Annotated in this window: 13 protein-coding genes; all 13 read right to left on the bottom strand. The window is 65.5% G+C overall.

Annotated features, from left to right (window positions below; translation table 11 throughout):
* The 13 genes from M2332_RS03430 to M2332_RS03370 all read right to left on the bottom strand — a co-directional run bounded on the left by M2332_RS03430 (position 1) and on the right by M2332_RS03370 (position 15,070).
* On the bottom strand, positions 1-507 hold the full coding sequence (locus tag M2332_RS03430) for a glycoside hydrolase family protein (RefSeq protein WP_264572985.1): 507 nt from the start codon (positions 505-507) through the stop codon (positions 1-3).
* Complete coding sequence (locus M2332_RS03425) at positions 508-732, bottom strand: hypothetical protein (protein ID WP_264572984.1); 225 nt, start codon at positions 730-732, stop codon at positions 508-510.
* Positions 729-4,274, bottom strand: coding sequence for a fibronectin type III domain-containing protein (locus M2332_RS03420; RefSeq protein WP_264572983.1), 3,546 nt, complete (start codon positions 4,272-4,274; stop codon positions 729-731). The genes M2332_RS03425 and M2332_RS03420 overlap by 4 nt, the downstream gene beginning before the upstream one ends.
* A gap of 112 nt (positions 4,275-4,386) precedes the next feature.
* A complete protein-coding gene (locus tag M2332_RS03415; protein WP_264572982.1) occupies positions 4,387-4,932 on the bottom strand; it encodes a hypothetical protein in 546 nt (181 codons plus the stop codon).
* The gene (locus M2332_RS03410; RefSeq protein ID WP_264572981.1) at positions 4,929-7,421 is read right to left on the bottom strand and encodes a hypothetical protein; all 2,493 of its coding nucleotides are present in this window, start codon (positions 7,419-7,421) and stop codon (positions 4,929-4,931) included. The genes M2332_RS03415 and M2332_RS03410 overlap by 4 nt, the downstream gene beginning before the upstream one ends.
* On the bottom strand, positions 7,418-7,783 hold the full coding sequence (locus tag M2332_RS03405) for a hypothetical protein (protein ID WP_264572980.1): 366 nt from the start codon (positions 7,781-7,783) through the stop codon (positions 7,418-7,420). Before M2332_RS03405 ends, M2332_RS03410 begins: the two co-directional genes overlap by 4 nt.
* Positions 7,784-7,792: 9 nt before the next feature.
* Entirely contained in the window at positions 7,793-11,110 is a 3,318-nt protein-coding gene (locus M2332_RS03400) for a hypothetical protein (protein WP_264572979.1), read from the bottom strand.
* Positions 11,111-11,122: 12 nt separating this feature from the next.
* Positions 11,123-11,821, bottom strand: coding sequence for a DUF6441 family protein (locus M2332_RS03395; protein ID WP_264572978.1), 699 nt, complete (start codon positions 11,819-11,821; stop codon positions 11,123-11,125).
* A gap of 189 nt (positions 11,822-12,010) precedes the next feature.
* A complete protein-coding gene (locus tag M2332_RS03390; protein WP_264572977.1) occupies positions 12,011-12,682 on the bottom strand; it encodes a hypothetical protein in 672 nt (223 codons plus the stop codon).
* Between the two features lie 4 nt (positions 12,683-12,686).
* On the bottom strand, positions 12,687-13,913 hold the full coding sequence (locus M2332_RS03385) for a hypothetical protein (protein WP_264572976.1): 1,227 nt from the start codon (positions 13,911-13,913) through the stop codon (positions 12,687-12,689).
* Positions 13,914-13,940: 27 nt separating this feature from the next.
* Entirely contained in the window at positions 13,941-14,390 is a 450-nt protein-coding gene (locus M2332_RS03380) for a hypothetical protein (protein ID WP_264572975.1), read from the bottom strand.
* Entirely contained in the window at positions 14,363-14,665 is a 303-nt protein-coding gene (locus M2332_RS03375; protein WP_264572974.1) for a hypothetical protein, read from the bottom strand. Before M2332_RS03375 ends, M2332_RS03380 begins: the two co-directional genes overlap by 28 nt.
* Positions 14,666-14,737: 72 nt before the next feature.
* Entirely contained in the window at positions 14,738-15,070 is a 333-nt protein-coding gene (locus M2332_RS03370) for a DUF2190 family protein (RefSeq protein ID WP_264572973.1), read from the bottom strand.
* Positions 15,071-15,123 lie beyond the last annotated feature (53 nt).

Here is a 15,123-nt window from a genome sequence, read left to right as displayed (position 1 = left end):
TCAAGCGCCTCCCAGCTCGGCCGGTACCGCGCCGACCATGCAAAGCTCATACTCACCGACGCGGCGGTCTTTGCCCTCGCGGCGATACACTAGGCCGGCAACAACCTTGCCGCCCGCATATTTGTAGAGCCGCATCGCCCGGCATGCTTCCACATAGCGCCCCTGGACGAACAGCCGCCGCACGCTCGAGCGGGCATAGGCCGAGATCCCGATGTTGGACGCGAATGTGGTGTGCGATGCCCACTGCCAGGGCTCGCGATCGATCCCGGCCGCGCTGGCGCGCACGCCTTCACCAAAGTCCCGGTACTGGGCGAGGGTGATCTCGCGACACTCGGCTTCGGTGTAGGGACGCATGGGAACGTGCGTGGCGCCGCCGCAGACGGTCCAGACCCCGACGAGATCCTTATAGGGGTTGAGCTTCATGCCCTCCCAGCTGATCCCGAAGGGCACGGCGATCGCCAGCATGGCGCTGGCCACGCCAGTCGCGAGCATCTTTGCGTCTGCCATCTATCGTCCTTTCCTCAGCCAGGCATTGAGCCGCGCGATCGTGGCGCGGGCGCGGCCGAGCTGGCGCTGGGTGGTGTCCATCTCGTAGATCCGCAGCACCATCCAGATGATCGAGAGACTGGTGGCGATGGCTGGCAGCATCTCGATAAGGCCTCCAAAGGCGGTGGCGATCGCGCCGGCGTCGAAGCTGCGCTTGATGAGGTCGTGGCGGTCGATCATGTTCATCGTGTCACCGCATCCTTTGCGTCGCCATCGCAGCGATAGAGCGCGACGATATCCGCTTCATCGCCGGTGAGCGGCGCGGTCGGGCAGGTGTAGCTCGTGCCGCTGTAGCGCTCGCTGTTGAACACCGCCCATTCATCCAGCGCGCCGCCGGTGAGCCCGTATTCGCCATTGTGGTTGCGGAGCGAATAGCCCGAGGTGGCCGGCACGATCGTCTCGCCGAACGCGGCATAATTCTCGCGCGTGCCGGGAAGGCCATCGGTGACGTTGGTCACATAGAGCGCCAGCCCTCCCGGCCCGGCCTGGCAGGCGACATGGTAGCGCTTGCCGGGCGCCAGCACGGTGGTGCCGGTGAGACCGCTCCAGACCCGCAGCTTGCCGGCGCCATCGATGGCGACAAAGCGGGAGCCGTTGCTTCCGAACCCGCCGAACAGCACCTGGATCGCGCCCGGGAGCGGGTCCGGGCAGGTGAAGAAGCCCTCCACGGTAATCGGCGCGAAGACCGGGCTGTAACTGCCTCGCGCGGAGCCGCCGGTCATCTGCTGGCCGAACGCGGCACCGCCGGTGCTGGCGGCGTAGGTCGTGCTCGTCTCGGCCATGCTGAGCGGGCTGATCGGCGCGATGAAGCCGCTCGGCGGGGCATTGATCGCGCCACCCGGCGTCGGCGCCGCGATGGCGATGGGGAGGGTGCTGCCCTGCACGATGCGGCCGGTGGTGATGCCGTCTCCATCGGTCCGGTCATCGCGGATCGTGTCTGCCGCCGCATTGGCCGGGCCGCTCGGGAAGTAGACCCAGAGGTCGAGCTCATGCCCGGGGCCGGGATCGTTGGCGAGCGTGATTGCGAGCGTGGTGGCGTTCACTGCGGTGACCGAGGCGACGGGGAAGCGGTTGTCGGTCGCGTTGTTGGCCATCGGGTTCACCCGCCCGCGCGGGAATACCCACAAGCGGTTGCCCGGCGTGCCGCTCAGCACCAGCGCGCCCTGGCCGACATTGCTCAACGTAAGCGTGATCGTGGTGCCGGATCGGGTGGCGGAGAGGGGCGCGGGGCCAAGGCCGGCACTGGCGCCATAAGAACTGCGCAGCGCGCGATAGAGATGCCGGGCCATGGTCAGCGAGCCGGCCTGTGTCTGGTGGATGCCGTCGCTGCTCATCAGCGCATCGTCCATATGGACATAGGTGCCGCCATTGGCCGCGCACCAGTCCTGGGCGCCCTTGCGGATGCGGCTGACCTGCCACGGCGTGCCCCAGCTCCGCACCAGCCCCATGGATGGGATGGTCCAGACGAGACGGGCGAAGGATTGCAGGCTGTTGAGCGCGGTCAGCTGGCTGAAGAGGGTGCTCAGGGCCTGACCATAAGCCTTGGGTGGGATGCCATAGAGGGCCTCGGTATGGCCCTGGCCCCAGACAAAGGCCTCGAAGGCATTGCCAGCCCGGTTCATCACCTCGGAGAGCGCCGTCCAGTTGCTCTGCCCGCTAAAGAAGCTGGCGATGGTGGTGCCGCCGACCGCATGGCCGACAACGCCACAGTTGACGCCGGTCAGCGCAATCATGCGGTTGAGATATTCACCGACGCCGACGGAATTGGGGCCGGTGCTATTGCTCATGTCGCCCGGCGCCTGCCAGGGCATGGTGGCGGAGGCGGGATTGTAGGTGTTGCCGTCCACATATCGCGCCAGCACCGCGCTGTTGGCATCCGGCGCGATCCCAAGCGAAGCGAAGGTCGCCGTCGAGTCGGTGGCCTGTCGCCCCAGCATCCGCACGGTGAGCGATTGACCCGCAAAGCCGGTCAACATGCCCATGCCGACCTTGACGGTGCCGAGCTGCCAGGCGCCATCCGCGCCCTTCAGATCGATGAAGAACCAGCCAAGCCGGGCGTCCACGCCGGTAACGTCGACATAGGTGGCGCCGTTTGCGATCGTGCCGGCGGTCCATGGCGCCTGGAGAATGGTCGTGCCGTCGTCGGCCGAGCGGATACGCACGCCGACCGTGCCGGCGGTGACGGTGCCGGACAGCGGCACGCGGATCGTGCCGGTGCCCTTGCCCTGGCCACCGCCGCTGTTGGTCGTGCGCTGGTAAATCCGCTTTTCATCATAGGCAGGAAACTGCGAGAGCGTGAATCCGGCCGTATAGCTCGCAGTGGGCGCAACGGGCGTGCCGGTCGCAACATTCGACCACGTCGGCTGCTGCCCGACGCTGTTCACCGGCGCCGCGCGGAAATTATAGGCTTGCCCGTTCGTGAGTCCGGTGATGGTGGCTCCTGTGACGCCAGAAGTGCCATCCGCGAATGTCGTCCAGGTCGAAGAGGCGGCTAGCTTGTACTGGTAAACATAGTCCGTGATCGGCGAGCCGCCATTTGAAGGCGCGTCGAAGGAAAGAACGGCCAGCCCATTGCCCGGCACGACGGTGAGGCCCGAGATCGCCGCCGGCACCGTGGGGTTGACCGGCCCGACAGGGTCGCCGTCGTTGGAGCCGCTGCCGCCCGGTCCAGACGCCAACTGGCGCGGTCCGACCAGAGCCCCGAGATCGTCGATCGTCAGCACATACGTCACTCCTGTTGCGCCGGAAATCAGCGTGCCGTCTCTGAGCCAGCGCCATCCGGCATGATCACCATTGAGGATTGTTCCGCCGGTGGCGGTCAGCACATCGCCGACGCGCGGCGGGGATCCAGCGCCGTTTACGGAGGGCGGGCTTGTCCAGCTCGGCGCCGGCGTCGGGGTGGGCGGGGTGAAGCTGGCGCCGACGTCGCCGATCGGCTCCAGGTCGACGACATTCGCCTGCCACTGGAAGCCGGCATTGGCACGCGCCCATATGGTCCCGATGTCGCCGATCAGCGGCCCGAAGTAGATCCTGTTCTGCCGTTGCGCATGCGGATCCGGATCGGTCACAAGCAGGATCGGATCGGTCGCACCGACCGCTGCAAGGATCGGGTCGATGAGATTCTCTATTTCGTCGCGATACAGTGAGGCGAAGGACAGGCCTGTGCTGCGCAGCTTCAGACCACGGCGACGAAGAAGAACCGCCCTGGTCGACCATTCGGCCTTGCCGTGATCGCGGATGCCGAACGCGGCGCCGAAGGAAAAATTGCGCTCCGGCTGCAGGCGCTGCCCGATCACCACGCGTGCAACCGTAACCGGCGTGTTGTTCGCCGGCGTCGTGATCGTGACGCGCCAGTAGCGAGCTGCGCTAGGTCCGGTCGCGGGCTTTTCCCAATAGGCGCGGCCACGTCCGCTCGGGAACATGACGCTGCCGGCGAGGAGGGGAACCGCCGGCCAAGCGTGGCTGGCGCCGGTAAACGCACCTTGTGCGTCGGTCGCGGCACTCACCTGCAGCAGCCAGCTGCTTGCCGCGCCGGAGAGGCCCAGCAGGGCAATAGTGTCAGCCGGTAGGTCTTCCCGCAGGTCGACGATGAAGGACTGACTGGCGGTCCCGGCCGCCTGCCCCTTCCACACCATGCCGAGCCAGTCGTTGGCGATATTGGATGGCTGATACCCGGGTAGGCTGTTCGTCCCGCTCAGGACGGCGACCGGCAGCGGCCGCATGATCATTGCGTTGCTCATCGGTCGGTTCTCGCGATGTTTGCTTAGGGGAGGCGGTAGGGCAGGTCGCTGCGATCCCGGCGTTGCGGATCGCTGCCGCCAGAGGTGCGCTTTCGGAGGCTTATTCGCTCGGCGGCCAACCAGCGAAAATGTCGATTGCCATCAACGCTGTGAAACTCGCGCCGGGGTCACGCAGGGCAGCTTCCTTAGCTTGTCGGACGGCCATTTTGGCTTGGAAGCCCCCATCCATTGCGTAGCCCATGTCTTCCAATTCTGTGAGACTGTGCGGCACTTGTGACCGATCCCACATCGTCCAGTTGATGGAAGAAACCGGTTCGCCCCGCCTGATCGCGCCGTTCAGATATCGCAGGGTGCTGTCGAAGCGAGACTGCGCCTGATCATCGCAGCAGATCCGGCCGAGCGGTGATGGACAGCCGGCCTTTACCTCCAGCGCAAATTGCCTCGACAGCTGTGCAAGCAAGGCATCGCGAACGTCATCAGCCGTCCAGTTTGCGTTTTTGATCCAGGCAGACTGATCGACCGGAACCCCTCTTAATCCATCCGTGAACTGCTGGCTTCCAAAGTCGCCTGATATGCCGTGTCCCTTGCTCACGACACTGCCAGAAGCATCGGACCACACGAGCCAGAACTCTCGCTCCGGTGTCATCTTTTCACCTCTCCATAACGAAGATTGGATCCGCCCAGAACGGTGAGCGCGTTGACGAAGTCGCCGCCATTGTTCGTGTAGAGGAGCTGCCACGTGTGGGTGCCGGCAGCGAACCCGCCCAGGCTGATGCCCCAGCTGAACGGCATCCCAAATCCGGGGCCCGTTCCGCCAGCTCGCATCGGCACGACATATTGAAAGAGTGGCACATTATATCCGAAATACGGGTCGAAGGTTTCTGCTGCGGTGCGCAGAACAACAGTGCCGTTCAGATCGTCATTGGTCTGAACGAACAACGTGACATCAAAGTCGAGGTCAGATGCGGATTCGATCTTCGTCTTGGTGAGCGTCATCAAGGTTTGCGTAGCAAAGCGAGCCACCGTCACGCCCGACACCATCTGGACTGAGCCTTTGTCGGTCACCGAATTCCCGGCAATTTTGATGGTGTTGACTTCGAGGTTGCCGATTTTCGCGTTCACGACGACGGCGTTGCCGAGAAATGCGCTGTCAGCGACGACGTCGAGCGCTGAAATGGCGCCGAGGATCCGCTCCCAGTCGCCGCCCGTCCACCGGAACCATTGTTTTGACGTTGGGCGGTACCAGGTCTGTGAGACGAACTGGCCAGAGCCTGGATGGTCATCCTGCACGAAGCCGATCGCCGAAGCGCCGGCAGGTCCAGCGGCGCCGGGCGCCCCATTTTGGGCGAGAATGCGCGGCGTGCTCCAGTCAGAGGCCTCGACCGTATCGGTCGCGAGCTTCGAGCGTGCGGTCGCCGATATCATGTACAGCGGCTCGCCGCCTGGCGGCGGATCTTGTGACCAGCCGTTATTATGACCTGTGAGAACACCGGTCGCGAACGTGTAGGTAGCGACCGTGGACGGCGGAGGAGGAGTGCTGGACGCTCGCCTGAAGAGGAACACGACCGCTGTATTGTAACCGTCGACGCCCGGCGGCCCCTCTGGCCCGGGATCACCCGGAAGGCCACGTACCGCACTCTCCAGAATCGCGACAGTCACGCTCGCAGCGTAGAACAGCGCATCGAGTTCCGGCCCGTTTACGGGGCTGTCGACGCCGGCATTATCCCAGTCGGGCGTGATTGCCTCGAGGAAGTCGAGCAATGCCTCCATGTCGGCCTGTGCGGTAGCGCGTTCGGATGCTGCCACGCCGAGATCCGCAGCCTTGTCATAGGCGGCGGTGAATCGGGTGGTGAGCGAGTCATGCTCGCGCATGAGGCCTTGCTTGTCGGCGCCGGCGGTCAGCCATCCGTCCGACGTGATGCGGCCGATACGCACGCTCGCTGCGTCCGCTGCTTCCTGGGCAGCGATCGCGGCGGCCAGTGCCGGGTCGTTCAGTGCCATTTCGCCAAGGGTGTGAACGCGATTGGTCACCGCGGCCTTCTGCGCCAGGCGCCAATAGGGCGTGCTGACCGACATCTGCTCCACCGTTGCGACCGGCGGCCAGCTGCTGCCATCGGAGGCGAGCGTGCCGATCGGCGTCCCGATTTGCACCGCCTTTACGCGCAGGCGGCCGAGCCAGTCGATCAGAGCCGTGGCATTGACGCTCTGCGCGATGCTCAGGATGACATCGCGGGCGGTGGTCTGTGAGGTGAGGGCCAGAGACAGGTTGTAAGGGCAGGCGGCATCGAGGGCGTCGAGATCCGCAACCACGACGCGGTCCAGCTTACCGAGGCGCTCAGCAATGCGATAGATGATCGACCCGGGCCGGCGCACCCAGGCGCGCGCGCCGCCATTATCGCCCAGCGCATGGAAGGTGAGCAGGCCGGCCGGCGGTGCGCCGAGCCGGACCAGGCCGAGCGTCGCGCACGTGGCCCAGTCGCCGTTGGCGATCGTCGCCGCCTTCAGCGCGGCAAAGCTGGCATAGTTGGCCGCCGGTGGCCCGAGACGGCTGAGCCGGTCGAACGCCATCTGGCCGCCCGCCATGCTGCCGCCGCTGAGCTGGTAGATATTGTCGACCGCGTCGATCAGGACGCCCTCGACGAAGCGCGGCGATCCGATCAGCCAGGGGATGACATTGCCCTTGAGCTCGATGCTGCCCTGGACGCCGCCGGTGCCGGCATAGGTATCGAGCAGGGGCTCATCCAGCCAAGCGTCATCGCAGCCGATCGACAAGGGTACGGCACCTTCGCCGCTGGGAGGCTGCTCGCGCACGCGGCCGTCAAAGATCAGCGTGTAACTGCTCCAGGAGGCGCCGATCTCGCCCTGCCACAGGCGCACGCGGCCATCGTAGAGGTCCAGCGCTGGCAATTCGGGCCAAGCTGCGAGCTGGACGGCGAGCTCACCAGTCGGTGCCGTCAGCTGGCTGCCAAATGAACCGTCGAAGATATCGTAGCGCAGCTTGGGGAGACGCGCGATCGCCGGCCGCCAGCTGGCACCGTCCAGATGGCAGACGCGTTCGTCGTCGACATTGGAAAGCCGCAGAGTGGTCGGCGTCGCGCCCGACCAGGCATCGATCCTGCAGACGGTCGCCTTCATCCGAACAGCTCCAGGGTGCTCATTTCTTCCTCGAGATCGATCTCGAGGCGGCCGACCATCATCGTGGTGTCGACCAGCTGCTCGTCATCGGTCAGGCGGAAGCAGGGCACGCCGCCATCGAGGCTGACGTCCAGGACCGCAGCGATCTTGACGGCGAACCGCCGGCGCCCCTGCTGTCCGATCAGCGCGGCCCGTGCATTGAGGATCGTCTCGGTGTCGGCTGCGCTGTCGCAATAGCCCTCGGCCGGCGCCTTCTGGCCGTCCCGAGCCGTGGGAAAGCGGTCCAGCAGCGCGGTGTCGGACACGATGACGATCGCCGCCGCCCGCGATGAAGCGGCGACGTCTTCAGGAAGTGCTGCCATGGATCCTCGTCAATATCCGCGCTGGGCTTGCCACCAGGCATCGAGGTTGCCGCCGCCGCCGGCGATCTGCTTCAGCAACTGGGTCTGTTCGGCCAGCATGGAGCTCTGCTGCTCGAGGATGTTGGCGGTCGCTTCGCTGTTTTTCGCGATCGCCTTCTCGAACGGGTTTTCGGTGCCGGTACCGGTGTTGGCGTTCTGCTTGTCGATCGCGCTGATCGCCTGCTCGGTGAGCTTGGTGATCATGTCGTACTGGGCGAAATACTCTTTGGTCGAGCCGTTGATGTCCCGCTCGATCTGCAGGAAGGTCTGGGCGGCCTCCTGGAACTTGGCGGTGTCGACGTTCTTGCCGGCGTTGATGTCAGTGATGAACGGATCCAGCGCGGCCCGGGCATTGGCCTGCTGCTCGCGCAGCGACAGGGGCGAATTGCTGCCTGCCTTCAGCGACTGCAGGAAGTCCTTCAGCGCATCGGTGGCGACGCCGGCCGCCTTGACCGCCTCGTCGCGCTGCAGTTTGTAAAGCTGCTCGAGCTGCCGCATTTCCTCGTCGGTTGCGCCGGCTTCCTTGGCGATCTTCACCAGCTGCTTGAACTTGAGGTTTACCTCGTCCAGCGCGGCGCCGACCGGGTCGGTGTAGCGCTTCAGGTCCTTGAACGCCTGCTCGAAGCTCAGCGCCTTGCTCAGGCCGGTCTCGATATCGCCAGCCTCTCGCAGCAGCTTCTGGGTGCCTTCGCGAACGCCCTTGATCGCACCATCCTGCAGGGCGTTGAGCACCGCGAGCCGCATGGCCGTCTCCGGATCCTCGCCATCATAGAGCAGCTCGATTCCGGGTGTGCGTGACGGGTGCTTGTTCCCGACCGCATTGGTCGCGGTGCCGGCCACGCGGTAATAGCTGCCGCGCTGTCCGAAGCTGACGGCATATTGGCCCACTTCGGCGCCGAGCTGGTCGGCGATGCGCTGGATGTTCTGCTGCAGACCCTTGGACATGCCCGTGAGGGAATCGATGACGCCGGCGTCCTTTGTGCCGGAGATGACGGGGTTCGTTGTGTTGGCGGTCACGATGGTCGAGCCCATCGGCGTCTTCTTGAACAGCCCGCCGATCACGCCGCCAAGCAGCCCGCCGGCGATCGATCCCAGCGGCCCTGCTATCGAGCCGAGGGTCTTTCCGAGCACGTCTGTCAGCGGCTTCTCAAGGCGCTTGCCCATCTCCCCGCCGATCGCTCCACCGAATGCACCGCCAAGGCTGTTGCCGCCGGCCATGCGCGCGGTCGCCGCACCCACGCTGGCATTGCCGCTGATCTCGCGAAGCGTCGCCTTGCTCTTGTCGGAAAGGCTATCCCATTTGCCCATCGCCAGCTCTGCAGCGGTCTTGGCAATCGACCCCATGCCGATCCGCTCAAACCGTTCCCAGATTGAGTCCACGCCGTTACTGAACAGATCCTCGAACTCGGTTGCGAGCCGACCAAGCTCCTCATTGGCCTTGTCGACGCGGATGCCGACATCGACCGAGATTTCGTTGGCCAGATCCTTGAGTTCTGCCTGGAGGCGGCGCTTGTCGATCGCCTGCTGCAATAGCGCGAGCTGCTGCGGCGTGGCTGTCGGAAACTGGCGGACGATGCGCAGATACTCGGCTGCTGCCTCGGCAGCATGTTCGCCATGCCGCGCGCGGATCTCCTCCAGGCGCGCAGCCTCCTCCATGTGCTTTAGCTCTTCGTCCAGATCCTTCTGCAGCCGGCGCCCCGGCGCGTTGGTGATCAGATCCCGCGCTTGTTCGATCTGGGCGAGCAGTTGCTCGAAATTCGGTGGCTTCTTGAGCGCGAAATCGTTGGCCAAGTCATCGAGCTCACGCAGCGCGCGCTGGGTCTGCTGCAGCTCGCTCGGCATGTCGGTGAAACGGTCGGTGATGTTGGCGATCCGCTCCGCTGCGTCCTCGCCGCGTTCGGCCAGGCGCTGCGTCGCAGCTGCCGCGTTTCGCATCGCCGGCGTCTTCTTGTTGAGTGCCTCGATCTCATGGTCGTGCGCTTTGGCCACGGCCGTACTTGCCGCAGCGTAGTGCTCCTGCCGGATGATGCCCAGCTGGTACTGCTGATCCAGCATGTCCTGCGCAGCCTGCCGGCGTTCATCCGCCGCCTTTCGAGGATCTGTTTGCGCGTCGATCTGTCGCCGAAGCACAGGGATCTCGGTTTGACGGAGCAGCTTTTCTGCCTTCGTCTGTGCGCTCGCTAGGTCCTTGATCTGCTTATCGACATTGCCCATCGACTGGCGAAGGGCGAACTGAGCAGAGTCGGCACCGATGCCGCCGGTCAAGGCAGCGAAGTTGGACTGTTCTGTTGCCTTCAGCGCTTCGAGGGTTGCGATTGCCTGCTCGCGCTGTGCCTTCGCCGCTTCGACTGCCCGAGCGGCATTGCGAACGGCCTGTTCCTCCATCGCTCTCGCACTCACCAGCTGCTTACGCTGGGCTGCCTCGAGCTCATCGATCGCAGCGACGAGGTCGCGCACGCTCATGCTCTGGAAGTCGATAGCCTGGGTCAGATCGAGAGCGCCTTTGCGCGCTTCCTCTGCTGCGTCGCCCGAGCTCAACAGCCCTTCGACCAACATCCCCACCATGGGAATGGCAACGCCAAGAGCGACGCCAAAGCCGCCACCCAAGAATCGGGTGAACTTGCCAAACTTCGTATTGGCGCTCTCCGCGCCATTCCCCATCATCTGCAGCGCGCCGATCAGCTGGGGCAACTGCTGGGAGGCCGCGCGGATCGCGCTCGTCCCGCCGGCAACCTGCACCCAAAAATCTTGGAATTGGAAGCCGACCTGCTGAAGGCCATTGCGCTGCGCACCGGAGGCTTGCGCCATATCGCGCTGCGCGTCCGCAGTCTGGCCCAGCTCTGCCTGCAGCAGCTCCAGAGCCTGGACTTCCTCGCGGGCGGCACGCGCTTGTCGCTCATATTTGCTCGCGACATTTTGCGCGGCAGCGATCTCCAGCTGCTGGGCTCGCGTCACCACGCCGCTGGCCCGGTTGAGGGTTTCCTTCGCGGCCGCTAAGGCGCGCGCCTGGGAGGCCTGCTGCTCCATGGCTACGGCCCCTGCGCGAAGGCCGGGCAGATCGAGGTCGAGGATTCCGGCGTCGGGCGTGACCTTCAGTGCGCGCTTGAAGGTGTTCTCGATCTTGCGCTCGACGGCGCGCAGGCCGGGATCGAGCGCGCGATCGAGCTTGGCGCCTGCTTCGGCGCCGGCGGCCTCCATTGCTGGGCCGAGCCCGGCAGTCAGCTTCTTGACGCTGGAGGACAGCGCCTCGCCATTCAGCTGCAGGCGCCCATTAATGTCGAACTGCATGGGGCCTCCGGATCAGCTCTCGCGCGTGCCATCGATGGCGGTGCGCAGGCGGTTCATGCGCCGCGTGAAATTGTCGCGGAGCATGCGGCCGCGTCGCTCGACGGCCGGTTCAATCGAGAATTTGTTGGCAAAGCGCTGGGCTGGGATGAGGATGAAGATCGGCAGGGTTTCGGTTGCGGCCCCACTGTAGGCGCCGCCCTGTCGGCGTGATGTAGCAGTGCGGGATCCCCGCCCGTTGCGGGCGCGATAGCGGTGTTCGGCCACAAGAAGCGAGGGCTTGCCCCCGCCGCGGTAGACGAAGACGAGCCGTTGGCCATTGCGCCGCTCCCATTCGCCTGGCGAGAGATCCCGGGAGCGGGTGGAGACGCCGGCATGCTCGGTTGGGATCGCGAGATAGAATCCGCCCTTGGACCTGTTGACGCCAGCCTGCGACCAGAAGGTCATCGCCCCCCGGGTGCGGGATCCACCGTTGACGAACACCTCGCCCGCCGGCGAGGCAGCGAGGCGGGATCCGCGCGGGAAGGTGGCGCTCTTCCATGCGCGCCAGAGATTGCCGCCGGCGGCTTCGCGCGTAAGGTCCTCCAGGTCGCGTTCGAGGCCGCGCGTCTCGGCGCGGACGGCGGCCGTTGCCTGGGTAAGGATTGCACGCACGACCAGGTCGGCCGAACGGTCGATCTCACGCTGATCTAGCCTGAGTTCGATCGAGGGCATGGGCTCAATCCTTTCTCGCGGTCATGTCATCGAGGGCCGCGAAGCAGTCCATCAGGGCCGCTGGCTGTTCTTGCCATCCGCCGGCGCAGGGGAGGGGCGCGGCGCCGCGCATGCCGAACGGTCCGAAGGCGGTCTGCATGCGGGCGCGAAGCCACAGGTCCACCACGAACAGCGCCCAGCGCGGGACTGTCAGTCGAGGGTTTTCGGCGTAATGCTGTCCGTCGATGACCCATCCGCCGGGGTATCTGCGCCCGAATTCGAAGTCCCCGGGTCGTCGGCGGATTTCGAGGGCGCATCGGAGTTTTTTCGTTCGACCGCTCCATGCTGTAGCCGCCAGGCCTGTGCGCCGGCGGCCCGCAGGGTGGTGGACGGGATGCCTGCGAGCGAGTCGAGCTCCACCAGCTTGTCGATGCCGCGCTTGAAGGGCGTCGCGATATTCTCCCAACCGATGCAGAAGCGCCGGAAGGCGACGATCGGAATCATCTGGCTGCGGCGCTGCTGCTGGGCGAGCAGCAGCTTGTAGGGCGGCCAGTGGAGCGCGAGCAGCGCCAGGGCCTCAGACATGACGGCTTGGTCGCGGTCACTGATCGTTTCGCCGCTATGGGCGGTCTGGGCGAGCAGGATGAGCTCCTCGCTGCCTTCGCCACCAAGCTCGCGCAAACCCGCTACGCAGGCCTCCTCGAGCTCCCACGGCCAGACCGTGCCGGCGAGGTGTTCGCTCGCCAGCTCGGCTTCCATGAGCTCTCGCTCGAGGACGTTGCCGGCGCGCAGCAGGAAGACGGGAGGCTTCTCCTCCTGCTTCAGCCATTCGGGGGTGTAGCGCAGGGCGGCAGAGGCCGCAGTCGATGTCACAATCGTCATGAGTTCACCAGAAACAGAGGATGAAGTCGCCGTCGCGGCCGTTGCTGTCCTTGCCCGGCGTCGTCATGGCGCGACGCTCCTGGAAGGTGCGCAGGGATCCGCTGGTCCCGGGCTGTGCGCCGACGGGCGTGAGCTGCGGTAATGTGATCGCCCAGCGGTTATTGGCGCTGCCCATGGCGCGGATGACGCCATTGTAGACCGCCGAGTTCTGGACCTCGGCGAGGATGTCGCGGGTGGCGACCAGCGTCGCCTTCGGGTCGCACTCCAAGCGGCCGGCGCGCTTGCCGAGGATCGAAGGGCCGAAGCCATAATTGGTGTTCGGGTCGCCGGGCGATTCCTGTTCGGCCTGCAGGTTAATCGACCAGCGGTCGATCGGCAGGCCCTTGCGGTTCATGAGGAAGGCCGGGTTGGGCTGGTTGACTCCCTGCACGAGCATGGGCGCGGCATGTGCGGCCACCGAAACAACCGGCACCGCGGCATCCGTGCGCCCGGCGAACACGCCCATGAGCTTGACGGTGATGAAGCCCGGCTTGGCGGTGTCGCCACCCCACTCCTGGACAATGCCGCGGCACCCGACGAACTTGAGCAGCACGCCGTCCTCGTAAAGATAAAGGGTGCCCGACGGGTGGTCCGTCAGTCGCGCGGCCGCGTCAGCCGGAGAGGTGCCGGCATAGGTCCAGTTCGGCGGGATCGCGGCCTGCGTGGTTGTGGTCAGCGGCGTGTCGAACGTGTCGACCAGCGTCGCGACCTTGCCACTCGTGTAATCGGCGATCAGGGTCGTGCGGCCGTCGCCGGGCCCGCCGGAGAGGACCAGCGGCATGCCGCGATAGAGCTGCGCGGTGGTCGCAAAGCCCGTCCCCAGGGTCGCACTGGTCGCGCTTCCGGCGGTCAAAGCTGCCGCCGCGATCGCGGCCTGGAACACGCCGCGCAGGCCACACGAGGCCAGGAGATCATGATGCGGCGGCTTTACGCTCGCCGTGTATGCAGCTGCTGCGCCCTTCATCCGGAAGCGGATCGTCACCTCGGCCGGCTGCCCGACGATCAACGGCGCGCCACTGACCAGACTGCCGGTGGCTTCGTTGCTCTGCTCCTCGGTAAACGGCGTGTTGTAGCTGAAGCCATCGGCCTCGAAGGGAAAGGCGTTCGCGGCGGTCGGGCCTGGGTCAACGCCCTCATTGGTTTCCAGCTTGAACAGCATCACGCTGTTCGCCGGACGGATCGTCTGGTCCATGTCGGTGTCTCGCTTCTGGTCGGAGGGTCAGGTTGCGGTCGGGTCGCCGCGGCGGGTCGGGAATGTGATGAGGAAGTCGATCGAGAAGGCGAGGCGGTGGGTGCTGCCGAGCGGCACGCGATTGATCCGCATGTCGCCTTCCTCGATGTCCTCGATCAGCAGCGAGGCGTCGGCCATCGCAAAGATCGCCGTCACGGTTGCGGCGTAGAGAGCATTGAGGCGGGTGAGCGCGGCGCGGCCGCCGGCGTCCTCGACAAATCCTTCGATGCTGAGCGTCATGCCTTGGCGTTGCGATCCGGTCTCAGTGCGCTGATCGGGCCGCTGCCCGTCATCGTAAATGTGGAGCGCATCGAACTGCATCGGATCGCCGCTCGGCATGACTTCGATCTCGGCGGCCTTGCCTTGCAGGCAAGCCTCCGCATCGGTCATGATCTGGTCGCGAATGGCGATCATGCGGCCGCCACCGATAGGATCCACGCGCCGACGCTGTCGTCCTTGCCGCGATCGATCACGGCCCAGCGTCCCGTGGAATGGACAATCAGGTCGCCCTTGGCCGGGGTGCCGGGCAGATCGACATACTGGATCTCGAAAGAAACATGTCGGGCCGTGGCGCCGGCGCCCGTGAACGTGTCGGCCGGCACGTCGCTATGGATGCCGGTGATCGGCTTCTCCGCGACGCCGGCGCCGGTGTAGATAATGGGATCGGCCATGGTGCGATGGATGGTCGCCAGACCGGCGGTTGGCAGGCCCATGGCGATCTCCTCGCTGGCGGAAGACGAACGGCGCCGATCGGAACGATGCGGCGCCGCCTAGTCGTAATGGCGTCAGGCGATCTGGCCGGTGAGCAGCGCGAGGCCGTTGGTGTCGCCGGAGGCCGCCACCGCCAGCGCGGCGCCGACGAGTGTATTGCCCGAGGCCGTCTTGGTCAGCACCTTGTTGGTGTTGTCCCAATACAGCTTGTCACCAATTGCCCAGGCCGCGCCGGTAGCCTTGGGGAGCATGATTGCCCCGCGGCGCTTGCCCTGAACGAGGTCACCAGACTTTGCAGTGGCGAGGGCAACGGCAAAAAGCGCGCCGACGAGGAAGGCCCCGCCGGACGCGACGTCATAAGGCGCCGGGACTTCGATCGTCTCGGCATCCTGCACGAAATTCTTCATGAGGGTGTCTCCATCAATGTGAGGGGAAGGGAATCAGCGGCGGCTCATGCAGC

Source organism: Sphingobium sp. B11D3A (assembly GCF_025961695.1).
Taxonomy (GTDB): domain Bacteria; phylum Pseudomonadota; class Alphaproteobacteria; order Sphingomonadales; family Sphingomonadaceae; genus Sphingobium.
The sequence above is the reverse complement of the archived record's forward strand: the minus strand, read 5'-3'. Positions and strand labels throughout refer to the sequence as shown.